Raw genomic sequence first — 26,087 nt, 5'->3', positions numbered from 1 at the left:
TACTGATCATTCAAGAACAGGGAGACAAGCAAGTGCTCCGAACTCCTTAGCCTTAGCTTCTGCCTGAGTAAAAGTAAGCTCCTCAGAGGTTATAAATGACATTCCGTAGTCGCTGTTATAAACTTCAACACCATTGATCGCTGAACCCGAAGGAACTCTGAAGTACCAGCGTGACTTGAATTCGCTTATCTTTGAAACAAATGAGTCATCAGATGAAGACTCCCATGACTGAGATAATACTGTTACCTTATGCTTTACAGCTTCAATAACATCTCCCAGTACTGCACTTGCAGTAGGAAGCTTTCCTGCGCCTCTGCCGTAGAACATTGTCTGATCAATACCGTCACCGTAAACGAGAACTGCATTGAAAACATCATTTACGCCGGACATTATATTATCATAGGAAACCAGAGTAGGCATTACACAGGGGAGAATTTTGCCGTTTTCAAGCTTAGTAACGGAAGCTACAAGCTTTATAGCATAGCCAAGAACATCAGAAGCTTCAACGTCACAGAGCTGAATGTCCTTGATCCCCTTTGTGTAGACGCTCTTAGGATAAACGTGTTTACCGAAAACAAGAGAAGATATGATGCATATCTTGCGGCAGGCATCATGACCTTCAATATCAGCTGTTGGATCCTTTTCAGCGTATCCAAGCTCCTGAGCAAGCTTCAGGGCTTCATCAAAGGGCATATTGTCGTTATACATCTTTGTGAGGATAAAGTTTGTTGTACCGTTGAGTATGCCCGCAACCTTGGTAATGTCATTAGCGGCGAGACAGCGGTGAAGGGGTCTGATTATCGGTATAGCACCGCCTACGCTGGCTTCAAAGAAGAAGTTGCAGTTGTGCTCCTTTGCGGTTTTCAGAAGAATATCGCCTTTTTCAGCAACCAGCTCCTTGTTTGAAGTGGAAACGCTCTTACCTTTTTCCAAGCAGGCTTTAACGAAGGTGAAAGCAGGCTCGACACCTCCCATGCACTCTGCAACAGATATTACTTCGTCGTCATTGAGTATATCGTCAAAATTCTTTGTGAACTTATCGGCATAAGGGGAGTCAGGGAAATCTCTGAGATCCAGGATATACTTTATATCCATTTCCACACCCGCACGCTTTTCGATGCTTTTCTTATTCTTATAGAAAAGCTCGACAACGCCAGAGCCAACAACACCGTGTCCTAAAACTGCAAATTTAACTGACATAAAAAGAAAACCTCCGTAAACTATTCGGCTGAGAGGATCTTGACCTCTAATACGCCGTCCAGTTCAGTAATTGAATTTAGTGCGGCAAGTTCTTCGTTGTACTCGCCGGTAAGCCTGAGTGAAATATTGACAGCAGCCGCGCCGTCCACGGGGATACTCTGATTAACAGTCAAAATATTAGCATTCAGGTCATGAAGAAAAACAAGAGCACTTGACAGAATACCGGGACTGTCGCTGAGAAGGAGATAGATATTGACTATCTTTCTGTTAAAGAGCTCCTCATAGGAAAAAACGCTGTCCTTGTATTTGTAGTAAGCACTTCTTGAAATGCCGATACGCTTGCAGGCTGAGGCGAAGCTTTTCTCGCCCTTCTGAGCCATGAGCTTTTTGACCTCGAGGACCTTTGTAAAAACCTCGGGGAGTATTTTTGCATCGGCAACAATAAGCTGTGATTTGGTATCCATAGTAGATCACCTTTTAGTTTTTTGAAAAAATCGTCCACCACTGATGAACAATTGTATTCTACTTAATTACTATAACATTTTTTACAGCTTTTGTCAAGACCAAAAAAATCAAGTTTACCGTGACTAATTTATATATATTGCTATGAAAAAGTCCGCAGTTTTCTGCGGACTTGCTTATTTATCGGCTTCGCTCAGAAGCTTTTGTCTGTACTGGTATGCTGACTGCTCCTGTTTATTTTCACCGTAATGATAATAAACGCGGTCTTTAAGAGCATCGGGGAGGTACTGCTGTTTTACATAGTGATTATGGAAGTCATGAGGGTAAAGATAGTGCTGACCTACGACCTTTGCGCCCTTGCCGTCAAAGTGAACATTCTGGAGATGCCTTGGAAAATCAAGAGCATCGCAGCTTTTCAGATCGTCCAGAGCAGCATCAATAGCCATGCAGGCACTGTTGGACTTCGGAGCTGTAGCCATAAGGATTATAGCTTCTGCAATTGGCAGTTTAGCTTCGGGAAGTCCTAACTGTAAAGCCGAATCTACGCAGGCTTTTACTATCGGAACAGCCATAGGGTATGCGAGTCCCACATCTTCAGAGGCGATACAAAGCATTCGTCTGCAAAGTGAGATAATGTCTCCGGCGGCTATCAGACGTGCAGCATAGTGCAAAGCTGCATTCTCGTCCGAACCGCGTACAGACTTATGGAATGCAGAAAGAATATCATAATGCTGGTCCCCGTCACGGTCATAGCGCATATTGCTGCGCTGCGCGAGAACTTCAAGGGAGTCCTCAGTTATGGTTACTTTGCCGTCAGAAGGCTCTCCGCAGACAACAGCGAGCTCAGCTGTGTTCATTGCCTTGCGGACGTCACCGCCGCAACTAAAGGCTATACGGGTTATAATGTCATCAGAAGCTTTTATTTCGTAGCCGTTTTCCTCCGACATGATCTTGAAAGCGCGTTTTATCGCAGGTATGAGCTGTTCGGCGGTAACAGGCTTGAACTCAAAAACAGTGCTTCGGCTTATGACAGCATTATATACTGCGAAATACGGGTTTTCCGTAGTCGAAGCAATAAGTGTTATCTCGCCGTTTTCGATGTATTCCAGAAGACTCTGCTGCTGCTTTTTATTCAGGTACTGTATCTCGTCAAGATATAGCAGTATACCGTTTTCGCTTCCGAATGTGCCTATCTCGGCTACTACATCCTTGATGTCAGAGAGGGAAGCGTTTGTGCCATTGAGCTTATACAGCGACATACCACAGTTTTCGGCGATAATGCGCGCCACCGTAGTCTTGCCCACTCCCGACGGACCGTAGAATATCATATTCGGAACTGTTCCGCTTTCAATTATGCGGCGAAGGGGCTTTCCCTCGGCGAGTATATGCTCCTGACCGACAACATCGGCAAGAGATTTCGGACGTATTTTATCGGCTAGTGGTGCAGACATAGCAGTTCTCCTTTCATTTTACTTTGCAGGTGCAGTCATTTCAATGTGATTGCCCTCAGGATCAACAAACTCTGCCACCCAGTTGCTTCCTATGCGGGTTATGGGGAAGCAGACATCTTTCCCTCTGACCTTGGCGTCAAGCAGATTAAGGTCATCAACACTGAAACTTGGTATGCAGTTGCTTCCGAAAGTGTGAGGTTCGTTAGTTAGTTTATACGCGAATAAGCCAAGACGGAAGCCGTTAACTTCAAAAACGCTGTACAATTCATCTCTTTCAGTAACTTCCTGCTCGAAAAGTTCTTCATAAAACTTTATTGCTCTATCCATATCATTTACACAAAGATAGAGTGAATTAATGTGAAGATCCATATTTAATACCTTGTTTAACGATAATCAGAATATGTATTGTTTGTATACAATATCCAGTGCCCAGTTCTGCATTTCCCAGAACATTTTTCCTTTTATGTTTTCGTAATTGATCCACAAGAATTCATGGTCATTTTCTGTCGGTGAGGATACTTTTGAAGTAAATTCACCTTTATAATAGGTCTGGATGGGGTGAAAATAACCTATTTCATTGTGAAAGCAATAGGTCTCGGCAGAGCATACTTTTGCTCCTACAGAAACTGTATATCCTGTTTCTTCAAGACTTTCTCTTTTTACGCAATCAGAGTGAGATTCACCATTTTCTATTCCGCCGCCAACAAAGAAATAACCTTTAGGAGTATGTATCACACCGATCTTTCTATTGTAGACAGGGATAAAGTATGCGCCCTCTCTGTCGCAGTATTGTATGTTTTCTTTTGATCCGAATATCCTGTGCATAATATTTTCTATAAAATAAGGGGACGGACAGTTCGTCCGTCCCTTGGTGATTATTGATTACTTATAAAGAGGGAACTTCTCGCAGATAGCGTTTACGCCTGCACGGATCTCGTCAGCCTTGTTTTCAAAATCTGTAGCGCAGAGGTAGATGTACTCAGCGATCTTTTCCATTTCCTCAACACCGAGACCTCTTGTTGTAACAGCAGGAGTACCGATTCTGATACCGCTTGTTACGAAAGGCTTCTCAGGGTCATTGTGGATAGCATTCTTGTTTACTGTGATGTAAACCTCGTCCAGTCTGTGCTCAAGCTCCTTACCTGTGATGTTGAAGGGACGGAGGTCAACCAGCATGAGGTGGTTGTCTGTACCGCCGGAAACGAGGTTGAAGCCTCTCTTGAGGAGACCGTCAGCCAGAGCCTTGGCATTTGCAACTATTCTCTGCTGATATTCCTTGAACTCTGGCTTGAGAGCCTCGCCGAAGCATACAGCCTTAGCAGCAATAGTGTGCATAAGAGGTCCGCCCTGTGTTCCGGGGAAGATAGCAGAATTGATCTTCTTAGCCAGGAACTCGTTGTTTGTAAGGATAAGACCGCCTCTGGGTCCGCGGAGAGTCTTGTGAGTTGTGGTTGTAACGATGTCGGCATAAGGAACAGGTGACTCATGGCAGCCTGCTGCAACGAGACCTGCAATGTGAGCCATATCTACCATAAGGAGTGCGCCGACTGCTCTTGCGATCTCTGAAAGGCGCTTGAAGTCGATAGCGCGGGGATATGCAGAAGCACCTGCAACGATAAGACGAGGCTTAGTCTTGTTTGCAAGCTTGTAAAGCTCATCATAGTTGATAGTCTCTGTCTCGTCGTCAAGACCGTATGAAACAAAGTTGAAGTACTTACCGGAAAGGTTTACAGGTGAACCGTGTGTAAGATGACCGCCGTCAGCAAGGCTCATACCGAGAACAGTGTCACCGGGCTGAAGAACTGCAAAGTAAACAGCTGTATTAGCCTGAGCACCTGAATGAGGCTGAACGTTAGCATACTTTGCACCGAAGAGCTTGCAGGCTCTCTCGATAGCGATCTCCTCGACCTCGTCAACACACTGACATCCGCCGTAGTAACGCTTTCCGGGATAGCCCTCAGCATATTTGTTTGTAAGAACGCTTCCCATAGCAGCCATAACAGCAGGGGAAACGATATTTTCGCTTGCGATGAGCTCGAGGTTTCTCTGCTGGCGAGCGAGCTCCTTGCCCATAGCCTCACCTACAGCAGGATCATAGCCCTTAACGAAGCCGATTGAATCCATAAGATCGTTGTACATTATAAGCACTCCTTTAAAATAGTGAATTTGCGCAAATGCATTACTTTATAATTATACATTAACTTTCCTGAAATTTCAATAGGAAAACAGAAAAAAGTTTATAAACAGCAAAAAAACTGCCAGTCAGTCCTTTTTTGCGAAGGTCAGGCAGTTTTTGTGCGTTTTTTTAGTTTCTTCATTATTCGCAGACTTGCTTCGATGTGCATGATCCAGTGCCTTGAAAACGGCATTTGTATAAGTCCGCGAATATCCTTGCTGCACCAGTAATCAACGAGCCAGGCAGCATTTTCGTCAGTACTGACAGTATTAAGTGAAATAAGAAGGTCTTTCCGTTCGGGAGATATTTTCTTCTTCAGCATATCAAAGGGGAGTTTTGACAATACAGACTCTGTACTATTCTTAACTTCGCTGATGTATGTATATAGTTCATCAATATTGAGCTTTGCGGAGAAATCTGCAATATCCTGCCCGACGAGTTCATTTCCTGTGGTTATGATCGGAGTATTGATACGCTCCTTGTAGTTCCCATAGAAGAATATCTGATCATCACCATTTATAAGAGTATGAGTTACTATATCTTCGATGCGGAATATATGCCAGAGGGAATAGGCGATAGTTTTACTGTGGTATCCCTCTGCATTAATAAACGGGATAGCATTGAAGTCCTCACGATCTAATTCGTCTCTGAACAAAAGGACAGTTTCCATAAGTTGGTCTCTGAGTTTGAATAGTGCAGCTAAACCGCTATTGTAGGTATCTTTTTTCTTAAGAAGTGTCTGAATTTCTTTATTAATATCCGACCAATCTTTGTTCATAGAAACATACCTCTGTGTTATTTTGAGCCCAGTATCTTATCGTAATCGAAGAAGTATTCCCAGTCTATGGCTTCTGCAGCTGTTGATGCAACTGCATAGTATTTAAGTATATGCGAGGCATCGCGGGCGTCAAGCTTTCCGTCCATATTGACATCGGAATGCTTCAGAAGCTTTTCATCAGGGGCGAATCCCTTTGTTGCAGCCATCTTTGCATAAGTTGCCAGGACCTGAGAGGCATCTGTAGAATTGATGCTTCCGTCATCATTTACATCACCGAGATCTCTGTGACAGACTATATTGAAGGTACAGAGTGCTTTCTGGTCTCCACGGGGATAGACGGTTATCTTCGCGCTGTCACCATTGGCGAATGCTTCTTTAAGTGTAGCAGGCTGAGCGATACAGCTTGTAGAAATATCGACTGTGCTTTCCTCAGTAATAAATTTACCGTTATTATCCTTTTTGGGGGTCTGTACTGTCATATGTATAGATGCTTCAAGTCCCTTGAGGGAGACATTGCCTTTTGTTGAGAAATATCTATATTTCTCAGGAGCTTTGTTAAAAATGATTTTTGCTGTTTTTGAGAGAGCATGTATAGTATAGTCCTGATCGGCAAAATCGGGCTTGATGTCCCAGGCACAGAAGTCCTGCTCGGTGAACTCATCTATATGCTTGTGGAGAGGCTTCATATCAACTTCAGTATAGTCTATAGGATCGCCTTCTTCAACTTCCAGGACTTTAAGCGGCTTATTGTCGAAATCAAGAAAGGTGATATGGTATTTTTTTAGTGTAGTCGGTTCTGTAGTAGGTTCTGAAGAACTTTCCTCGGCAGTGGAGGTACTTGTTGAAGCAGCAGCTGTTTCTGAAGATGTATCAGCAGCTTTGTTACTGCTGTTGTCCGCTGTGGCGGAGGCTGCTGCAGCTGCTCCGGAGAGAAGCAGTGCTGATATAAATGCGGAGATAGAACTTTTTAATATCATATTTACACCTAACCGTTTCCTATACAGAATAATCTGCAGAATTTAGAAAGCCTTTCGCATACTCTTGCGTAATGCTCAAGAGTAAGGCGTTTCAGCATGAAATTTGCATATATGAACTTCTGAGTATCAGGATCGAAGGCATATATGGCGTAGAGTATGACCTCGTCCTCGCCAAGATCCTTGGCAGCTTCTTCTGCCATTTCGCGGTATTCATCAAATCTCTCCTCAATATCTGCGAGTCTGTAGAATCCGTGATAGATGAAATCAATATAGAGGTCAATATCAAAATCCATAATACTCAGCTCCTGTATTATTTCTCTTTTTCCTCATGTGAAGTCAGTTCTGATGAACTATCTGACTTTTTCTTTCTGATCTTAAAGGTAATGAATGCTGTACAAACAGCTGTAATGATAAAGATCGCTATCATGATAATGGCGGTAGTTCCTTTTGAGACACTGCCGCTTTTTTCGGACTGTGCCGCAAAAGCGTTTTCGGTTAGTAAAGATAATACTGAAAATGCAAACATTGCAGACAGTAAAGCGGAAAGGATATTATTTGAAATTTTTTTCATGATACTTGCTCCTTACAGATGTAATTGTACCAAGAATATTATATCATATTAATTGTTATTTGTCTATAGAGAGAAAAATAATAAAAAAAGTTGAAAGGAAAAACAGCGTGAAATAGGGGATTTCAGAACTTTTTGAAAAAAATCTGAAATTTTTTTCAAAAAACCCTTGACAAACTGCTTTTTGGGTGATATAATATATATCGTTGATTGCGGTGAACAAAAATCGTCTGGGTGTGGCGCAGTTGGTAGCGCGCTACCTTGGGGTGGTAGAGGCCGTGGGTTCAAGTCCCGTCACTCAGACCAGATGCGATCAGCATTACCCCGGAAATCCGATACTCATTGAGTATCGGATTTTTTTATACATTGACTAATATAGTATGATATGTTATAATTAATTTTAGTAAATTGGCGTTGCCATGATCAAGGAGGAGTTTATGATAGATCGCGATAAGGCATTTCGTATTCTGTCGGATATTGGTCAGGAGCATATATTGAAGTATTATGATGAACTGGATAATGATGAAAAAAAGGATCTGCTTGATCAGATAGAGATAACTGATTTTTCTGTCCTTGAAAATCTTGATTCTGAAAAGAACAGTGATTCATTACGCGGCACATTTGAACCTCTCGGTGCTGTTACAATTAAAGATATAGCTTCTGAAAGCAGCAGATACACAAAAATCGGAACAGACGCAATAAAAAACGGAAAGGTCGCTGCTGTTCTTCTTGCCGGAGGACAGGGAACAAGGCTCGGTTTTGATAAGCCGAAGGGTATGTTCAATATAGGTGTGGACGAGGAACTCTATATTTTTCAGTGCCTTATAAATAATCTTATGGATGTTGTCAGACTTGCCGGTGCATGGGTCCCTCTCTATATAATGACCAGCGAGAAAAACAATAAGGAGACAGTTGACTTCTTTAAGGAGAAGAATTATTTCGGATACGATCCTTCTTATGTCAGATTTTTTATCCAGGACATGGCACCTTCGGTCGACATGAGCGGAAAAGTACTTATGGAGAGCCGTTCAAAGATCTCTCTTTCTCCTAATGGAAACGGAGGCTGGTTCTCATCTCTGGTGAGGGCGGGACTTCTTGATGAGATAAAGGAAAAGGGCGTTGAGTGGATAAATGTTTTCGCTGTCGATAACGTTCTTCAAAGGATAGCTGATCCCGGATTTGTGGGAGCGGTTATCGACTCCGGTCTTCAGTCTGGCGGAAAGGTCGTAAGCAAGGCTTCTCCCGATGAACGCGTGGGCGTTCTCTGCCTTGAAGACGGCAGACCTTCCATAGTTGAGTACTATGAGATGACAGAGGAGATGCGTACTCTTGTTGATGACAACGGAGAGCTCGCTTATAAATACGGTGTTATCCTCAATTATCTTTTCAGTGTGGAAAAGCTTGAGGAGATATGTGACCGTAAGATGCCTGTTCATGTTGTGGAGAAGAAGATACCTTATATGGACGATAACGGCAATCTGATAAAGCCTGAGTCTCCCAATGGTCACAAATTTGAGACTCTCGTTCTGGATATGGTACATATGCAGGACAGCTGCCTTGCGTATGAAGTTGTACGTGAGAAGGAATTTGCGCCTGTAAAAAATGCGGTCGGTGTAGATTCAGTCGAGTCGGCAAGAGAGCTTTTAAAGGCAAACGGAATAAAAATATGACTATAAAACGGCACTCCCCAAAAGGGAGTGTCGTTGTGCGTATGATCAATTTCAGCGATCGGATGGATGTAAACAGATGAAGAATTTACTGAAATATCTCAGAAACTATAAAAAGGAGCTTCTCCTCGGACCTTTTTTTAAACTCCTTGAAGCGGTTTTTGAACTTATTGTCCCTGTAGTAATGGCGAGGATAATCGACAACGGAATCGGAAATAATGATACTTCATATATCATTAAAATGAGCGGGCTTATTGTGCTCCTCGGTGCCAGCGGTCTTGGATTCGCCCTGACCTGTCAGTATTTTGCGGCAAAGTGTGCATACGGCTTTGGTACTGAGCTGAGGGCTGACCTGTACAGGCATATAAATTCACTCTCATATGAAAGTATAGACAAGATAGGTACCTCTTCTCTTGTAAACAGGCTTACCAACGACACAAATACTGTTCAGAACGGTGTGAATATGTTTATCAGACTTGCGGTAAGAGCGCCTTTCCTTGTTATCGGAGCCGCTGTTATGGCAGTGACCATCGATCTTAAACTGTCACTTGTATTCTTTGTTGTAGCTCCTTTGATCTCACTGGTCATATTTTTTATAATGAAAAAAACTGTTCCGATGTATAAAAAGACTCAGCAGTGCCTTGACAGAGCTTCGCTGCTGACGCGTGAGAATCTTGAGGGAGCGAGAGTTATCAGGGCGTTTTCGCGTCAGAATGAGGAGATCGATGAGTTCAAGGAAGCTGTTGATGATATATCCGATAATTCCATTGCCGTCGGAAAAATATCTGCCATTCTCAATCCTGTGGCGTTCATGGTGATGAATCTCGGCATTGTTGCTGTTATCTGGTTCGGCGGAAAGAGAATAGATGTCGGCAGGCTTACTCAGGGCGAACTCACTGCTTTTACCAATTATATGACACAGATACTGCTTGCTCTCGTGGTTCTGGCTAATCTTATTGTTATTTTTACAAAGGCTTTTGCGTCCGCAAACAGGATAAGTGAGGTCTTTGCGCTTCTTCCCGAGGAGAACGGAACCATAAGCGAGATCGATGAGAAGAAAGCTGACATTATCGAATTCAACAGTGTTTCTTTCTCATATGCAGGTGCGGGAGACTATTCGCTGAGAAATATCTCTTTTTCGGTAAAAAAAGGACAGATGCTGGGTATCATAGGCGGTACAGGCTGCGGAAAATCCACGCTTGCAAGCCTTATACCCTGCTTTTATAAGGCAACTGAGGGCACCGTCAGTGTCTTCGGTGTGGATGTAAATGATATTGAAAATGAGCAGCTTCGCAGCAGGATAGGAATTGTTCCGCAGAAGGCTGCGCTTTTCTCGGGAACTATACGTGAGAATATGCGCTGGCGCAAATCCGATGCTTCCGATGCTGAGATAATATCGGCTCTGAAAACCGCACAGGCATGGGAGTTCGTCAGCAACAGTCCCGACGGACTTGATACTGTTATTTCTCAGGGCGGTAAAAATCTTTCCGGAGGTCAGAAGCAGCGAATATCTATAGCAAGAGCACTTGTCGGCGATCCTGATATTGTTATTCTCGACGACTCTACGAGTGCCCTTGACTATAAGACTGATCTTGCGTTCAGGCACGCACTTAGTGAGGATCTTCCCGATACGACAGTTGTGATGATCTCTCAGAGGACGACTTCACTTAAAAAAGCTGATAAGATCATAGTTATGGACGAAGGTGAAGCAGTGGGCATAGGCACACATGAAGAGCTGATCGAAAGCTGTGATGTTTACAATGAGATCTACAGGTCTCAGATGAACGAAAAGGAGGGCAGCGCAAATGCTTAAGACTTTGAAACGTGTTTTCTCCTATGCCGCTCCTTATTTGAGATACTTTGTGCTCACTATTGTTTTTGCAGCTCTTGGAGTCTCTCTTTCACTGGCAGTCCCTGTGTTTATCGGAGAAGCGGTAGACTGCTGTATCGGTAAGGGGAATGTGGATTTTCACAAGCTTGGCAGGATCATTGTACTGCTGGCTTCCATGGTAGTTGCAAGTACTCTTTTTCAGTGGCTCATGAGCCTTTGCACAAATAAGCTGTCATTTCTTACTATTCGCGATCTCAGGTCTGATATATTCTGCAAGCTTGAGCGGGTCCCGCTCAGATATATCGACGGACACACTAAAGGCGAGCTTACGAGCAGAGTAATAAATGATATAGAGATAATATCAGACGGTCTTCTTCAGGGCTTTGCTCAGTTTTTCAGCGGTATTATCACTATCATTGGAACACTTATATTTATGATGGCGATCAACTTCAGGATAGCCATTGTGGTCGTTATCCTTACGCCGTTATCTTTTATCGCAGCATCCAGGATAACCAAAGCGTCCCACGACTCTTATATGAAGCAGTCAAAGCTGCGCGGTGACATGGTGGGACTTGCTGAGGAAATGGCTGGAAATCAGAAAATAGTAAAGGCTTTCGTTTATGATAAGAGAGCCGAGGCGAGATTTGATGAGATAAACAAGGCTTATGGAAAGATCGGTGTCAAGGCAACTTTTTTCAGCTCAATGACCAATCCTACCACAAGATTTGTCAACGGACTTATCTATGCAGCTGTCGGACTCCTCGGTGCTCTCGGTGTAGTAGGGAAATCCCTGATAATTGGCGCTATGACAGTAGGAAAGCTGTCCAGCTTCCTTGCTTACTCCAATCAGTATACCAAGCCTTTCAATGAAATATCAGGAGTTTTTGCTGAGCTTCAGAACGCTGTAGCTTCTGCTGAACGAGTATTTGCTGTGCTTGACGAGAACGAAGTGCCCGATGATTCTGATAAGGAAGTTCTTGAAAGTTGTGACGGAACACTTAGTTTTTCAGACGTTTTCTTTTCTTATTCTCCTGATACAAAGCTCATCGAAAACTTCAGCCTTGATGTAAAAAGCGGACAGCGTGTAGCTATTGTAGGTCCTACCGGCTGCGGAAAATCGACGATCATTAATCTGCTGCTGCGTTTTTACGATATTGACAGCGGCAAAATAGTGCTTTCCGGCAAGGAAATAAACAGTGTCACCCGTGACAGCCTGAGAAGCTGCTTCGGAATGGTGCTTCAGGAGACCTGGGTATTTACCGGAACTGTTGCGGAAAACATAGCATACGGAGCTCCTGATGCTACAAGAGAACAGATTATCGAGGCGGCTAAGTCGGTTTACGCTCACGGCTTCATAAAGAGACTGCCAAACGCATATGATACTGTTATAAGTGAAGACTGCGGATTGTCGCAGGGACAGAAGCAGCTTATCTGTTTAGCAAGGATAATGCTCATGGATCCGCCTATGCTTATTCTTGATGAGGCGACCAGCTCAATAGACCTGCGTACAGAACTGCGTATACAACGTGCTTTTGTAAAGCTGATGGAGGGAAGGACCAGCTTTGTCATCGCACACAGACTCTCTACAATAAAGAACTCCGATATAATACTCGTTATGAAGCACGGAAACATAATCGAACAGGGAGATCATGAGCAGCTTCTCGCCAAGGGAGGCTTCTATGCCGAGCTTTACAACAGCCAGTTTGCATCGTGATAGAAAGGCTTCTTCGGAAGCCTTTCTTCATGTCTTAAATTTACTTTGTTTAATTCTTGACAAACTGAATGAAATGTTGTACAATTAGAATGTATTCTTATGTATTGAAAGGAATGATCTTCAATGGGTTTAACTTTAACAGAAAAGATACTCAGAGCACACCTTGTTGACGGCGAGTATGTCAAGGGACAGGAGATCGGTATCCGTATCGATCAGACCCTTACACAGGATGCAACAGGTACAATGGCATATCTCGAATTTGAGGCAATAGGTGTTCCTCGTGTAAAGACCGAGCGTTCGGTCGCTTACATAGATCATAACACTCTTCAGAACGGCTTCGAGAACGCTGATGACCACAGATTTATCGGAAGTGTCGCAAAGAAGCACGGTATTTATTTCTCACGTCCCGGTAACGGTATCTGCCATCAGGTACATCTTGAGCGTTTCGGTATCCCCGGAAAGACTCTTATCGGTTCTGACAGCCATACTCCTACAGGCGGCGGTATCGGCATGATCGCTATTGGTGCAGGCGGACTTGATGTTGCCGTAGCAATGGGCGGCGGCGCATACTACATTACCTGCCCGAAGGTAGTTAAAGTTGAACTCACTGGAAAGCTTCAGCCCTGGGTAGCTGCAAAGGATGTTATCCTTGAGGTCCTCAGAAGAATGTCTGTTAAGGGCGGCGTAGGAAAGGTTATCGAGTACTGCGGCGAAGGTGTAAAGACACTTTCTGTCCCCGAGAGAGCTACTATCACAAATATGGGCGCAGAGCTTGGTGCAACAACATCTGTATTCCCTTCGGACGAGATAACAAAGCAGTTCCTCAAGGCTCAGAAGCGTGAAGAGGTATGGACTCCTCTTGCTGCTGATCCCGATGCGGTTTACGATGAAGAGCTCCACATAGATCTCAGCAAACTCGTTCCTCTTGCAGCCTGTCCTCATTCTCCCGACAACGTAAAGAGCGTTGAGGAGATCGGCAGACTCAAGATCGATCAGGTTTGTATCGGTTCATGCACTAATTCTTCGCTCCTTGATATGCTCAAGGTCGCTCATATATTAAAGGGTAAGACAGTTAATCCCGATGTTTCCCTTGCTATTGCTCCCGGTTCAAAGCAGGTCCTCAATATGCTGGCACAGAACGGTGCACTTTCTATCCTCATAGATGCAGGTGCAAGAATTCTTGAGAGCGCCTGCGGTCCCTGTATCGGTATGGGACAGTCTCCTAACTCAAAGGGTATTTCTCTTCGTACTTTCAACAGAAACTTTGAGGGACGCTCAGGCACAAAGGACGGACAGATCTATCTGGTTTCACCTGAGATGGCTGCTGTTTCTGCACTTACAGGTTATCTTACAGACCCCAGAGAGCTGGGTGATATGCCCGACTTCAAGCTTCCCGAGGAATTCGTTATCAACGATAACATGATAGTTCCTCCTGTTTCAGAGGCTGAGATGGACAGCGTTGAAATCCTTCGTGGACCAAACATCAAGCCCTATCCCGAGACTTCACCTCTCCTTGAGACTATTGATGCTCCCGTATCGCTCAAGGTAGGCGACAATATCACAACAGACCACATCATGCCCGCAGGTGCTAAGATACTTCCTCTGCGTTCAAATATCCCGAAGATCTCACAGCACTGCTTCGCTGTATGTGATGAGAGCTTCCCTGAGAGAGCAAAGTCTCTTGGAAAGAGCATCATAGTAGGCGGCTCAAACTATGGTCAGGGCTCCTCAAGAGAGCACGCTGCACTTGCGCCTCTTTACCTTGGCGTTAAGGCTGTTCTGGTAAAGTCATTCGCAAGAATTCACCGTGCAAACCTGATCAATGCAGGCATCCTGCCCCTCACATTTGTGAATGAGGCTGACTATGACAGTATTGCGCAGGGCGATGAGCTTGTTCTTGAAGATGTAAGAAAGGCTGTTGAGGAGGGCAAGTCCGAGCTTATAGTCGTTAACAAGACAAACGGCAAGGAGATCCCTGTTCTCTGTGAGCTTTCCGGACGCACAAAGGACATCATGCTTGCAGGCGGACTTCTCGACTATACAAGAGAGTCAATGAAGTAATACTGTTTTAGAGGCTACTAATTATGCGCTTACCGGATATGCTTATTGACAACGAATTATTTGCAGGCAGGATCGTACGACTTCCAAGAACAGGAAAAGACTGGGCTGTACTCATTATAGCTATAGTCATTTGGTTCCTGTTGTCTCTTCTGTTTGAAAAGAAGTTATCAAACATGAAAAGAGAACACAGACGAATAGTTGAAGCTGTTTGTATGCTTGTGATCGTTATATTACTGGAACTGCTTATTTCTTGAAGTACAAAGGAGGTACAATCCAATGGCTAAAATAACCATGAAAACACCGCTGGTCGAAATGGACGGCGACGAAATGACAAGAATTCTCTGGCAGTGGATCAAAGAAACACTTCTTGAACCATATGTAGAGCTTAATACAGAATACTATGATCTTGGTCTCAAGCACAGAGAGGAGACCAAGGATCAGGTGACGCTTGATTCTGCCGAGGCTACAAAGAAGTACGGTGTAGCTGTAAAATGTGCTACAATTACTCCTAATGCAGCAAGAATGCCTGAGTACAACCTTACTCAGATGTGGAAGTCTCCTAACGGAACTATCCGTGCTGCACTTGACGGTACTGTTTTCCGTACTCCTATCATCGTCAAGGGGATCGAGCCCTATATCCCTACATGGACAAAGCCTATAACTATTGCCCGTCATGCTTACGGCGATGTTTACAAGAATACCGAGATGCGCGTAAGCAAGGGCTGCAAGGCTGAGCTTGTCGTAACTGATGAAAACGGTAACGAGACTCGTGAGCTTATCCATGAGTTCACAAAGTGTGATGGCATAATCCAGGGACTTCACAACCTTGATGATTCTATCGCAGGCTTTGCGAGAGCTTGCCTTAACTACGGTCTGGATCTCAAGCAGGACGTATGGTTTGCTTCCAAGGATACTATCTCAAAGAAGTATGACCACCGCTTTAAGGATATTTTCCAGGAGATCTACGATAACGAGTATAAGGAAAAGTATGAGGCGGCAGGCATAGAGTATTTCTATACTCTTATAGACGATGCGGTAGCGAGAGTTATCCGTTCAAACGGCGGCTACATATGGGCTTGTAAGAACTATGACGGCGATGTAATGTCGGATATGGTATCTACAGCTTACGGAAGCCTTGCTATGATGACTTCTGTACTTGTTTCACCTGACGGAATATATGAATATGAGGCTGCACACGGAACTGTTCAGCGTCACTATTACAAGTACCTCAAGGGGGAAGAGACATCTACCAATTCTGTTGCAACTATCTTTGCATGGAGCGGAGCTCTCAGAAAGAGGGGAGAGCTTGACGGAACTCCCGAGCTCTGCGAATTTGCCGATAAACTTGAAAAGGCGACTATACAGACTATCGAGGATGGCGTTATGACAGGTGATCTTTACCTCATCTCCAAGCTTGACAATAAGAAGAAGGTAGATTCCAAGATCTTCCTTGACGAGATAAAGATCAGACTTGATAAATTAATGTGATAAGAGAGAAGGCATACAATAATGTCAAAGAACTCAATATCCAACTCTGTCATAAGAAGGCTACCGAGATACTATCGCTTTCTCGGGGAGCTTGAGAATAACGGATATGTTCGCATATCCTCAAGAGAGCTCTCGGAGAAAATGGGACTCACTGCTTCGCAGATAAGACAGGACTTCAACTGCTTCGGCGAATTCGGACAGCAGGGGTATGGCTATAATGTAAGCGATCTTCGTCTTGAGATCGGCAAGATCCTTGGCCTTGACAAACAAACGCCTATGATACTTCTTGGTGCAGGTAATCTCGGAAAGGCTATTGCTGCTCATATAGATTTCCATAACAAGGGCTTTGACCTCATCGGGGCTTTTGACATCAATGAAGAGCTTATCGGCAAGGAAATAGGCGAGCTGAAGGTGCGGAGCATTGATGAACTCAGCTCTTTCTGCGCTGAAAACAAGCCGGTTGCAGCTATTCTCTGTGTTCCTATGCAGGCTGCCGAGAAGCTTGTAAATACGCTTATAAGCTGCGGCATCAAGGCTTTCTGGAACTTCACTCACTACGATCTGAAGGTAACACACAAGGGCGTTGCTGTAGAAAACGTTCACCTCGGTGACAGCCTTACAACACTTTCCTACGGACTCAACAACATTGAGGGTACTGAAAAGAAATGACCTTTACAAGCGGAACAGACAGGTTCTGTTCCGCTTTTTTAAAGAAAGAGTGTGAAATAATTGTCAAAGTTTTTGAAGAGATATATTTATCTGTATATTTTTGAATTCCGAAAACGAATTACGCTTTTTGATGTTCAAGATCTTGATACAGCAACTGTGACTTCATAAACTGAGTGTCGGGAACATAAAAAATTGTATGGCAGTTTCTATATAATCAGTTGAGAATGCACCGACCGCAAAGTTTGTAAGTCAAATGCAACAAAAATATTTCTTGTCGGACTTTGTTTTTGTGAGCGATAAGAGAGTAATATAAAAACAAATATATCATTTATATATATGGCTATGGATATATCTTTTTTGCATTGTTAATTATATATCAATATCTGAATACCGATATTCTTAAACTGAATTTGAATTTATCCGAAGATACTGGTATACTTATAATGTATAGTAATGGTGAAACAGGTATTTCTATGCCGAAAGGCGTAATATGCCAAATCGTCAGGGGAGAGGATAAATATGGATTATCGTATTGAACATGATTCTATGGGCGAGGTCAAGGTGCCTGCCGATAAGTACTGGGCAGCTCAGACTGAAAGAAGTCACGAGAATTTCCTTATCGGTGTAGGTATCGAAACTATGCCGAGAGAGATAACTCATGCATTTGGTATTCTTAAAAAGGCAGCAGCACTTTCTAATCACGAGCTTAAGCCTGAAAAAATGACCGTAGAAAAGCTGAACGCTATATCTCAGGCGTGCGACGAGGTCATAAGCGGCTCGCTCAATGATCATTTCCCGCTTGTAGTATGGCAGACGGGAAGCGGCACTCAGTCTAATATGAATGCCAACGAGGTCATTGCAAACCGCGGAAACGAGATCGCAGGCGCAAAGCTTCTTCACCCTAATGATGATATTAACATGAGCCAGTCTTCAAATGATACCTTTCCGACTGCAATGCACATTGCAGCAGTTATCGCTCTTGAAGATAAGGTGATCCCGGCTGTTGATGTTCTTATTGAAACTTTCAAGCGCCTTGAGGCGGAGAACGAGGGGATTGTAAAGAGCGGAAGAACACATCTCCAGGACGCAACTCCGATAAAGTTCTCTCAGGAGATCAGCGGCTGGAGGGCTTCCCTTGAAAAGGACAGAAAGATGATACTTTCTGCCAGTGTAGAGCTCAAGGAGCTCGCTCTCGGCGGTACAGCTGTCGGAACAGGTCTGAATGCGCCAAAGGGCTTTGCTGAGAAGGCTGCTGAGAACATAAGCAAGCTTACAGGCAAGAATTTTATTACTTCTCCCAATAAATTCCATTCTCTTACTTCAAAGGATGAGATAGTTTTTGCTCACGGAGCTCTCAAGGCTCTTGCAGCTGATATGATGAAGATCGCTAACGACGTAAGATGGCTTGCTTCAGGTCCCAGAGACGGCCTTGGCGAGATATTCATTCCTGAGAACGAACCCGGTTCGTCTATCATGCCCGGAAAGGTCAATCCTACACAGTGCGAGCAGGTAACTATGGTTGCTGTTCAGGTAATGGGCAATGATGTTGCAGTCGGTATGGCCGCTTCACAGGGCAATTTTGAACTGAATGTGTTCATGCCTGTGTGTGCATATAATTTTCTTCAGTCCGCAAGACTTCTTGCTGAGTCTATCACATCATTCAACAAGAACTGCGCTGTGGGCATTAAGGCCAATAAGGATAAAATGCATCATAACCTTTATAACTCCCTTATGCTTGTTACAGCTCTCAATCCCTATATCGGATATGAGAATGCTGCAAAAACTGCAAAGAAGGCGTTCAAGGATAATATTTCTCTGAAGGAAGCCTGCGTCGAACTTGGATTTCTTACTGCCGAAAAGTTCGACGAAGTATTCCATCCCGAAGAAATGGTTTGATATTATACGAAAGGAAGCGTACAAATGGAAACTTTTACCTATTACCCTGGCTGTACGCTGAGAACCAAAGCAAAGGATCTTGATATATATGCAAGGTCCTCCGCAGAGGCTCTCGGTATCTCTCTTGAGGAGCCTGCTGACTGGCAGTGCTGCGGAGGAGCTTATACTACGGCTAAAGACGAGATTGCTACTAAGCTTTCAGCTGTAAGAACTCTCAACTCGGCAAAGGTCAGCAACAGACCTCTTATCACAGTCTGTTCAGCCTGTCATAATGTTATAAAGCAGACCAATTATGACATTCTCCATGACGAGGATATGGCTTCCAAGGTCAATAATTACCTGAAGCTTGATGAGCCATATAACGGAGAGACTACTGTATATCACTATCTTGAGATGCTCCGTGATGTAGTCGGATTTGATAACCTTGCACAGAAGGTGGTCAATCCCTTCAAGGGCAAGAAGATAGCTGCGTACTATGGATGTTTGCTGCTTCGTCCTTCAAAGGCTCTTGCTATGGACGATCCCGAAAATCCTTCGATCATGGAGGATTTTATCAAGGCTATCGGCGGAACTCCGGTCATATATGCTCAGAGGAATGAATGCTGCGGAGGCTACATTACACTCGAAGACAAGGATCAGGCAGCTAAGAGAAGCGGAGCTGTTATGAGCTCTGCTGCTGATCAGGGAGCTGATATGATCATTACAGCCTGTCCGCTTTGTCTGTATAACCTTAAGAAGAACTCGGGCTCCGAGCTTCCTGTTTACTACTTTACCGAGCTTCTTGCAGAGGCTCTTGGCGTGAAGGAGGAAAGCAATGAATAAGAATTTAAAGGAACAGGTACTTCGCGTAAGCGGAGTAAATGTACTCAAGTGTATGCGCTGCGGAAAATGTTCGGGAACCTGCCCCTCATACGACGAGATGGAGTATCATCCCCATCAGTTCGTCTACATGGTAGAGCGCGGCGACATTGAGACTCTGATGAATTCAAAGTCCATATACAAGTGTCTTACCTGCTTTGCCTGTGTTGACAGATGTCCCAGAAACGTTGAGCCTGCTAAGGTGGTCGAGGCTGTAAGACTCGCAGCTGTTCGCCGGCAGGGCAACAATCATATGAATCCTAATCAGATACCTGAAATGCTCGATGACGATCTGCCTCAGCAGGCAATTGTAACGGCTTTCAGGAAGTACATTAAGTAAGGAGGAGATCACACTATGCAGAGAATAGGCGTTTTCGTCTGTCATTGCGGAACGAATATCGCTGCAACAGTCGATGTTAAAACTGTTGCGGAAGCTCTCGGTCATGAGCCCGGCGTGGTCATCTCTCAGGATTACCAGTATATGTGCTCTGAATCGGGACAGAATCTTGTAAAGAATGCTATTAAGGAACATAATCTTACAGGTGTTGTTATCTGTTCATGTTCGCCGAGAATGCATGAAAATACATTCCGAAAGGCTGCTGCGGCTGCCGGTCTCAATCCTTATCTTGTAGAGATTGCAAATATCCGTGAGCAGTGTTCATGGATACACAAGGATATTGCAACTGCTACTGATAAGGCAATTATCCTCGGTAAGGCAGCAGTTGCGAAGGTACACCTCAATGCTCCTCTTACAGCAGGTGAGAGCCCTGTAGCAAAGAGAGCTCTGGTCATCGGCGGAGGAATCGCAGGTATCCAGACTGCCCTTGACATCGCTGAGGCAGGCTTTGACGTTGACATCGTCGAGAAGCAGCCTACAATAGGCGGTAAAATGGCTCAGATAGACAAGACATTCCCCACACTTGACTGTGCAGCTTGTATACTTACCCCTAAGATGGTTGAGGCTTCACAGAATGAGCATATAACCATCCATTCATTCAGCGAGGTCACAGATGTCAAGGGATTCGTAGGTAACTTTACTGTAACCATCAAGAAGAAAGCTCGTTATGTTGACGAGACCAAGTGCACAGGCTGTGGTCTTTGTACCGAGAAATGTCCCATGAAGAAAGTTCCTAACGAGTTCAATATGGGACTGGACAACAGAACAGCAGTTTATATCCCGTTTGCTCAGGCTGTTCCCAAGGTCGCAACTATCGACCCCAACTACTGCATGATGCTCAAGAACGGAAAGTGCGGTGTCTGCTCTAAGGTGTGCTCAGTTGGAGCTATTGATTACAAGCAGCAGGATCGCTTCATCGAGCAGAAGTATGGTGCTATCGTTGTAGCAACAGGATTCAATCCTATCAAGCTTGATAAATACGATGAATTCGCGTACAATCAGTGCCCCGACGTTGTTACTTCTCTGGAGCTTGAGCGTCTTATGAATGCCGCCGGTCCTAACGGCGGAACACTTCTTCGTCCTTCTGATAAGACACATCCCCACAAGATCGTATTTGTACAGTGTGTCGGTTCAAGATGTGACGACAGTAAGGGTAAGCCCTACTGTTCCAAGATATGTTGTATGTATACTGCTAAGCATGCAATGCTTATCCGTGAGAAGTATCCCGATACAGAGGTATATGTATTCTACATAGATGTTCGTACACCCGGCAAGAACTTCGATGAGTTCTACCGCCGTGCAGTTGAACAGTACAATGTTCACTACATAAAGGGTATGGTCGGTAAGGTGACGCCTCGTTCCGATGGAAAGATAGATGTACAGGCTTCTGATCTTCTGGCTGATGAACAGCTCCATATCGATGCTGATATGGTTGTCCTGGCAGCAGCCATCGAGCCTGACAAGACTGCACGTCCTCTTGCTACTATGCTTACAACACAGATGGACACCAACGACTTCTTTACAGAAGCACATCCGAAGCTTCGCCCTGTTGAAAGCGCTACAGCAGGTATATTCCTGTCAGGTGCTTGTCAGGGACCCAAGGACATCCCCGAGACAGTTGCGCAGGCAAGTGCAGCAGCTGCAAAGGCTATCGGCCTTCTTGTGAAGAACAGCATAACCTGCAATCCTTGTGTTGCTCATTCAAATGAGCTCATGTGCAACGGCTGCTCATCATGTGAAAAGGTTTGTCCCTATGGAGCTATCACATACGAGGATAAGGAGTTCAGAATGCCTGACAGAACAACAGCTATACGCCGTGTTGCAAGTGTCAACCCTGCGGTTTGCCAGGGCTGCGGTGCTTGTACGGTAGCTTGTCCGTCAGGAGCTATGGATCTCAACGGCTTCTCTAACAGTCAGATCATGGCGGAGGTAGACGCAATATGCAAGTAAATGAAAATAAAGAGTTTGAACCGCTGATCGTTGCCTTCTGCTGTAACTGGTGCTCTTATGCAGGAGCTGATCTTTCGGGAACAAACAGACTTAACTATCCTACAAATGTAAAGATAATCAGAGTGCCCTGCTCATGCAGAGTAAACCCTATGTTCATTCTCAGGGCCTTCCAGCGCGGCGCTGACGGAGTTATCCTCTGCGGCTGCCACCCCGGAGACTGCCATTATACATCAGGCAACTACTTCACAAGAAGAAGAATGACCCTTCTGTTCAGTATGCTTGATTTTCTCGGAATAGAGCGTGACAGAACAAGGGTAGAGTGGGTATCGGCTGCTGAAGGAGCTAAATTCGCGGCTACAATGAATGAGTTCACCGAGGCTGTAAAGAAGCTCGGTCCTAACCGCAGATTGGAGGATTTACGATGCAGGAAGCAATGATAAACAGAGCAAAGCAGCTTCTGGCTGACGGCACCGTAAACCGCGTCATCGGCTGGAAGAGGGGAGAGTTCGTATACGACGTTACTCCCGCAATATTTGAAACTGCCGAGGAGCTTGACACTGAATTCGTTTATGACGATTTCACAGCAGCAAACGTATCAAAATATCTTGTTAAGGAGAGCAAAAAGGAAGGCAAGATACTTGCTTTTCTCAAGCCCTGTGATACTTACAGCTTTAATCAGCTTACCAAGGAGCACAGAGTTGTACGCGATAATGTTTATATCATCGGAATTCCCGGCGGTCCCAAGCTTGATGCCGAAAAGATAAAGGCAAAGGGAATTACAGGCATACTTGGCGCTAAAAACGATAACGGCACACTTGTGATAGAAACCCTCTATGGTGAGGAGAAAATGCCTTATTATGAGGCCCTCAGCACAAAGTGTGAGAGCTGCAAGAGCAAGAAACACGTTGTATATGATGAGCTTATCGGCGAAGACGGAGATGTTCTTGAGTCTAACCGCTTCGATATGGTGGAGAAGCTTGAGAATATGTCTGCTCAGGAGAGGTATGACTTCTGGAGAGAACAGCTTTCCAAATGTATCCGCTGCAATGCCTGCAGAAATGTCTGTCCTGCCTGCACTTGTGAGAAGTGCGTGTTCGATAATCCGGACTCGGGCGTTGAGAACAAGGCTCCTGCTGACAGCTTCGAGGAGAATATGTTCCACATAATCCGTGCATTCCATGTTGCGGGAAGATGTACGGACTGCGGCGAGTGCTCGCGGGTTTGTCCTCAGAATATACCGCTTCATCTGCTCAACAGGAAGTTCATCAAGGATATTAATTCACTGTACGGCAACTATCAGGCGGGCGAGGATACCACTTCCAGAGCTCCTCTTAACGATTACAAGACCGATGACTGTGAAGCAAGTATCGTTCATGAAAGGGGAGTTGAGTAATGCTGAAAATTTCAATAGATAAATTGGACGAACTTTTTGAGGCTATTTCAGCTTCTCAGACTCTGTATATCCCCACAGACCGTGAGGACGGTGCTGCTGAATACAGGAAGTACGAGAGCGGCATGAAGCTCAGCAATGCCCTCAATACAGTAAGAAGTGCCAAAGACTTCTTCTTCCCTCAGACCGAAAACCTCGTTGACTTCAAAATGGAAGGCAAAAAAATCGAAGTAATAGATATTCGCAAGGAATCAGAAGATTTTGTTATTTTTGGTGTACGTGCCTGCGATGCAAGAAGCTTCACTATACTTGACAAGGTCTTTCTTGCTGAACCTGTTGACAGCTACTATAAGACACGCCGCGAGCATGGTACAGTTGTGACTATGGCTTGTACACGTCCTTCCGAGACCTGCTTCTGCGGAGTTTTCGGAATAGACGCAACAGCTCCCGAGGGCGATGCTGCCTGCTGGAGCGACGGTGAGAGCTTTTTCTTTGAAGCTCACAACGAAAAGGGACAGAAGTTCATTGACTCTATCTCATCTCTGCTTGAGGATGGAGATACTGCAAAGCTTGAGGAGACACGCGAAAAGACCAGATCTATCCTCAAAAAGCTTCCTCTTGCAGGTCTTTCTACCGAATCATTCGGCGGTGACCGCATGATGGAGCATTTCAACTCTGAAAAGTGGGGGGAGCTTTCCGAGAGCTGTCTCGGCTGCGGTACCTGTACTTTCGTATGCCCCACCTGCCAGTGCTATGACATCAAGGACTTCAATACAGGTCACGGCATAAAGCGTTTCCGCTGCTGGGATTCATGTATGTATTCCGATTTCACAAAGATGGCTCACGGTAATCCCAGACTTACCCAGCTTGAGCGTTTCCGCCAGAGATTCATGCACAAGCTTGTATATTTCCCTGCAAACAATAACGGCGAATTCGGATGTGTAGGCTGCGGAAGATGCTTATCAAAGTGCCCGATTTCCATGAACATCGTCAAGGTAATGAAAGCATTGGAGGTAAAGTGATGAATAATGATACATTGATACCTTACATAGGAGTAGTTACCGATATAAGACAGGATACTCCCGACGTAAAGACATTCAGGGTAGTTTCTCCCGAGGGAGGCAAGGTCTTCGAGCATATGCCAGGACAGTGCGCAATGCTCTCGATCCCCGGTGTCGGCGAGGGTATGTTCTCAATAACTTCTTCTCCTACAAATAAGGAATTTATGGAGTTCAGCATAAAGAAGTGCGGCTGCCTTACAACCTGGCTCCACGCTATGGATGTTGGTCAGCAGATAACTATCCGCGGACCTTACGGAAACCATTTCCCGGTCGAGACAGATCTCAAGGGCAAGGACCTGCTCTTTATCGCAGGCGGTATCGGACTTGCACCGCTTCGTTCAGTTATCAATTATGTCCGCGATAACCGTTCTGACTACGGCGATGTGCAGATAGTTTACGGTTCACGTTCAAAAGATGATCTCGTTGATTACAAGGAGATCATAGACGAATGGATGGCTGACGAGGGAATAGAGGTAAATCTTACAATAGATAATCCTCAGGAAGGCTGGGACGGTCATGTCGGCTTCGTTCCCAATTATGTCAAGGAACTCAATCCTTCCATAAATAAAACAGTTCTTATATGCGGTCCTCCTATAATGATAAAGTTTACTCTTGCAGGACTGAAAGAGCTTGGCTTTACAGAGACTCAGGTATATACAACTATGGAGCTTCGCATGAAGTGTGCCGTAGGAAAGTGCGGACGCTGCAATATCGGCAGCAAGTACGTCTGCAAGGACGGACCTGTTTTCCGCTTTGATCAGCTCGATGAGCTGCCTGATGAATATTAAGGAGGAGAATTTCGCATGGATAATATGTTGAATGTTTACCTGTTCGGCAAGAGATACCAGGTGCCCGCAGGTCTTACAATAATGACAGCTATGGAATACGCAGGCTACGAGCTGGTAAGAGGCTGCGGCTGCCGTAACGGCTTCTGCGGTGCCTGCGCTACCATATACAGAATAAAGGGAGAGATAGAGCTCCATGGATGTCTTGCCTGTCAGACTGAGATACAGGAGGGAATGTACGTTGCTACACTTCCTTTCTTCCCGCTTGAAAAGAGAGTTTACAATATCGAGGAGATAAAGCCCACTCAGCAGATAATGATGCAGCTTTATCCCGAGATATACAGCTGTATCGGCTGTAATGCCTGCACAAAGGCTTGTACTCAGGAACTCAATGTTATGCAGTATATCGCATATGCTCAGAGAGGCGAGTATGACAAGTGCGCAGAGGAGAGTTTCGACTGTGTAATGTGCGGCGTATGTTCATCACGCTGTCCCGCAGGTATCTCTCACCCTCAGGTAGCTATGCTTGCAAGACGTCTCAACGGTAAGTATATCGCTCCGGAGTGCGCTCATCTTGCAGACAGGGTAAACGAGATAAACGAGGGTATCTTTGATGAGAAGATAGCCGAGCTTATGACAAAGGCTGTAGATAACCTTGATGAGATCAAGGATATGTACAACCATCGTGAAATCGAGAAGTAAGGGGGA

General features: G+C 44.8%; 26 protein-coding genes and 1 tRNA gene. 17 read left to right on the top strand and 10 right to left on the bottom strand.

Annotation, left to right across the window (positions count from 1 at the left end; genetic code table 11):
* Positions 1–6: 6 nt before the first annotated feature.
* The 10 genes from T488_RS0109555 to T488_RS0109510 form a co-directional block, all read right to left on the bottom strand.
* Positions 7–1,200, bottom strand: coding sequence for a homoserine dehydrogenase (locus T488_RS0109555; RefSeq protein ID WP_028520597.1), 1,194 nt, complete (start codon positions 1,198–1,200; stop codon positions 7–9).
* A gap of 20 nt (positions 1,201–1,220) precedes the next feature.
* A complete protein-coding gene (locus T488_RS0109550) occupies positions 1,221–1,664 on the bottom strand; it encodes an ACT domain-containing protein (protein WP_028520596.1) in 444 nt (147 codons plus the stop codon).
* Between the two features lie 174 nt (positions 1,665–1,838).
* On the bottom strand, positions 1,839–3,113 hold the full coding sequence (locus tag T488_RS0109545) for a replication-associated recombination protein A (RefSeq protein WP_028520595.1): 1,275 nt from the start codon (positions 3,111–3,113) through the stop codon (positions 1,839–1,841).
* A gap of 18 nt (positions 3,114–3,131) precedes the next feature.
* Positions 3,132–3,482, bottom strand: coding sequence for a VOC family protein (locus T488_RS0109540; protein WP_028520594.1), 351 nt, complete (start codon positions 3,480–3,482; stop codon positions 3,132–3,134).
* 24 nt (positions 3,483–3,506) lie between these two features.
* Complete coding sequence (locus T488_RS0109535) at positions 3,507–3,938, bottom strand: NUDIX domain-containing protein (RefSeq protein WP_028520593.1); 432 nt, start codon at positions 3,936–3,938, stop codon at positions 3,507–3,509.
* Positions 3,939–3,995: 57 nt separating this feature from the next.
* Positions 3,996–5,252: a serine hydroxymethyltransferase gene (gene glyA / locus T488_RS0109530; protein WP_028520592.1), complete on the bottom strand. Its 1,257-nt coding sequence runs from the start codon at positions 5,250–5,252 to the stop codon at positions 3,996–3,998.
* 143 nt (positions 5,253–5,395) lie between these two features.
* Entirely contained in the window at positions 5,396–5,959 is a 564-nt protein-coding gene (locus T488_RS0109525) for a phage head-tail adapter protein (RefSeq protein ID WP_347496310.1), read from the bottom strand.
* A gap of 125 nt (positions 5,960–6,084) precedes the next feature.
* Positions 6,085–7,044, bottom strand: a complete 960-nt coding sequence (locus T488_RS0109520; protein ID WP_028520590.1) for a dockerin type I domain-containing protein — start codon at positions 7,042–7,044, stop codon at positions 6,085–6,087.
* Positions 7,045–7,052: 8 nt separating this feature from the next.
* The gene (locus T488_RS0109515) at positions 7,053–7,337 is read right to left on the bottom strand and encodes a hypothetical protein (protein ID WP_028520589.1); all 285 of its coding nucleotides are present in this window, start codon (positions 7,335–7,337) and stop codon (positions 7,053–7,055) included.
* A 17-nt stretch (positions 7,338–7,354) separates the two neighbouring features.
* The gene (locus T488_RS0109510; protein WP_028520588.1) at positions 7,355–7,615 is read right to left on the bottom strand and encodes a hypothetical protein; all 261 of its coding nucleotides are present in this window, start codon (positions 7,613–7,615) and stop codon (positions 7,355–7,357) included.
* A gap of 227 nt (positions 7,616–7,842) precedes the next feature.
* Here T488_RS0109510 and T488_RS0109505 point away from each other — a divergent pair.
* The 17 genes from T488_RS0109505 to T488_RS0109425 all read left to right on the top strand — a co-directional run bounded on the left by T488_RS0109505 (position 7,843) and on the right by T488_RS0109425 (position 26,081).
* Positions 7,843–7,918, top strand: a tRNA-Pro gene (locus tag T488_RS0109505).
* 131 nt (positions 7,919–8,049) lie between these two features.
* Complete coding sequence (locus T488_RS0109500) at positions 8,050–9,282, top strand: UTP--glucose-1-phosphate uridylyltransferase (RefSeq protein ID WP_028520587.1); 1,233 nt, start codon at positions 8,050–8,052, stop codon at positions 9,280–9,282.
* 76 nt (positions 9,283–9,358) lie between these two features.
* The gene (locus T488_RS0109495) at positions 9,359–11,092 is read left to right on the top strand and encodes an ABC transporter ATP-binding protein (RefSeq protein WP_028520586.1); all 1,734 of its coding nucleotides are present in this window, start codon (positions 9,359–9,361) and stop codon (positions 11,090–11,092) included.
* Positions 11,085–12,824 carry an ABC transporter ATP-binding protein gene (locus T488_RS0109490; protein ID WP_028520585.1) on the top strand — a complete coding sequence of 580 codons (1,740 nt, stop codon included), beginning with the start codon at positions 11,085–11,087 and terminating at the stop codon, positions 12,822–12,824. Before T488_RS0109495 ends, T488_RS0109490 begins: the two co-directional genes overlap by 8 nt.
* A 123-nt stretch (positions 12,825–12,947) precedes the next feature.
* The gene (locus tag T488_RS0109485) at positions 12,948–14,885 is read left to right on the top strand and encodes an aconitate hydratase (RefSeq protein WP_028520584.1); all 1,938 of its coding nucleotides are present in this window, start codon (positions 12,948–12,950) and stop codon (positions 14,883–14,885) included.
* A gap of 38 nt (positions 14,886–14,923) precedes the next feature.
* Positions 14,924–15,139: a hypothetical protein gene (locus T488_RS19865; RefSeq protein ID WP_196243296.1), complete on the top strand. Its 216-nt coding sequence runs from the start codon at positions 14,924–14,926 to the stop codon at positions 15,137–15,139.
* Positions 15,140–15,161: 22 nt separating this feature from the next.
* Positions 15,162–16,373 (top strand): NADP-dependent isocitrate dehydrogenase, encoded by a 1,212-nt coding sequence (locus tag T488_RS0109475; protein WP_028520582.1) that lies wholly within the window; start codon positions 15,162–15,164, stop codon positions 16,371–16,373.
* Positions 16,374–16,394: 21 nt separating this feature from the next.
* Positions 16,395–17,042, top strand: a complete 648-nt coding sequence (locus T488_RS0109470; protein WP_028520581.1) for a redox-sensing transcriptional repressor Rex — start codon at positions 16,395–16,397, stop codon at positions 17,040–17,042.
* A gap of 519 nt (positions 17,043–17,561) precedes the next feature.
* The gene (gene fumC / locus T488_RS0109465; protein WP_028520580.1) at positions 17,562–18,938 is read left to right on the top strand and encodes a class II fumarate hydratase; all 1,377 of its coding nucleotides are present in this window, start codon (positions 17,562–17,564) and stop codon (positions 18,936–18,938) included.
* 24 nt (positions 18,939–18,962) lie between these two features.
* Positions 18,963–19,760: a CoB--CoM heterodisulfide reductase iron-sulfur subunit B family protein gene (locus tag T488_RS0109460; protein ID WP_028520579.1), complete on the top strand. Its 798-nt coding sequence runs from the start codon at positions 18,963–18,965 to the stop codon at positions 19,758–19,760.
* Positions 19,753–20,136, top strand: a complete 384-nt coding sequence (locus T488_RS0109455) for a 4Fe-4S dicluster domain-containing protein (RefSeq protein ID WP_028520578.1) — start codon at positions 19,753–19,755, stop codon at positions 20,134–20,136. Before T488_RS0109460 ends, T488_RS0109455 begins: the two co-directional genes overlap by 8 nt.
* Before the next feature lie 15 nt (positions 20,137–20,151).
* Positions 20,152–22,143, top strand: coding sequence for a CoB--CoM heterodisulfide reductase iron-sulfur subunit A family protein (locus T488_RS0109450; RefSeq protein WP_028520577.1), 1,992 nt, complete (start codon positions 20,152–20,154; stop codon positions 22,141–22,143).
* Positions 22,134–22,580, top strand: a complete 447-nt coding sequence (locus T488_RS0109445; RefSeq protein WP_028520576.1) for a hydrogenase iron-sulfur subunit — start codon at positions 22,134–22,136, stop codon at positions 22,578–22,580. Before T488_RS0109450 ends, T488_RS0109445 begins: the two co-directional genes overlap by 10 nt.
* Positions 22,577–23,536 (top strand): 4Fe-4S dicluster domain-containing protein, encoded by a 960-nt coding sequence (locus T488_RS0109440; RefSeq protein ID WP_347496309.1) that lies wholly within the window; start codon positions 22,577–22,579, stop codon positions 23,534–23,536. The genes T488_RS0109445 and T488_RS0109440 overlap by 4 nt, the downstream gene beginning before the upstream one ends.
* A 23-nt stretch (positions 23,537–23,559) precedes the next feature.
* Positions 23,560–24,555, top strand: a complete 996-nt coding sequence (locus T488_RS0109435) for a 4Fe-4S dicluster domain-containing protein (RefSeq protein ID WP_347496308.1) — start codon at positions 23,560–23,562, stop codon at positions 24,553–24,555.
* The gene (locus T488_RS0109430; protein ID WP_028520573.1) at positions 24,555–25,382 is read left to right on the top strand and encodes an FAD/NAD(P)-binding protein; all 828 of its coding nucleotides are present in this window, start codon (positions 24,555–24,557) and stop codon (positions 25,380–25,382) included. Before T488_RS0109435 ends, T488_RS0109430 begins: the two co-directional genes overlap by 1 nt.
* A gap of 15 nt (positions 25,383–25,397) precedes the next feature.
* Positions 25,398–26,081 (top strand): 4Fe-4S dicluster domain-containing protein, encoded by a 684-nt coding sequence (locus tag T488_RS0109425; protein WP_028520572.1) that lies wholly within the window; start codon positions 25,398–25,400, stop codon positions 26,079–26,081.
* The last annotated feature ends 6 nt before the right edge of the window (positions 26,082–26,087 follow it).

It is taken from the genome of Ruminococcus flavefaciens ND2009 (assembly GCF_000621785.1).
Classification (GTDB): Bacteria; Bacillota; Clostridia; order Oscillospirales; family Ruminococcaceae; genus Ruminococcus; species Ruminococcus flavefaciens_C.
Note: the sequence above shows the minus strand (reverse complement) of the source record. Positions and strands in the feature narration are given on the sequence as shown.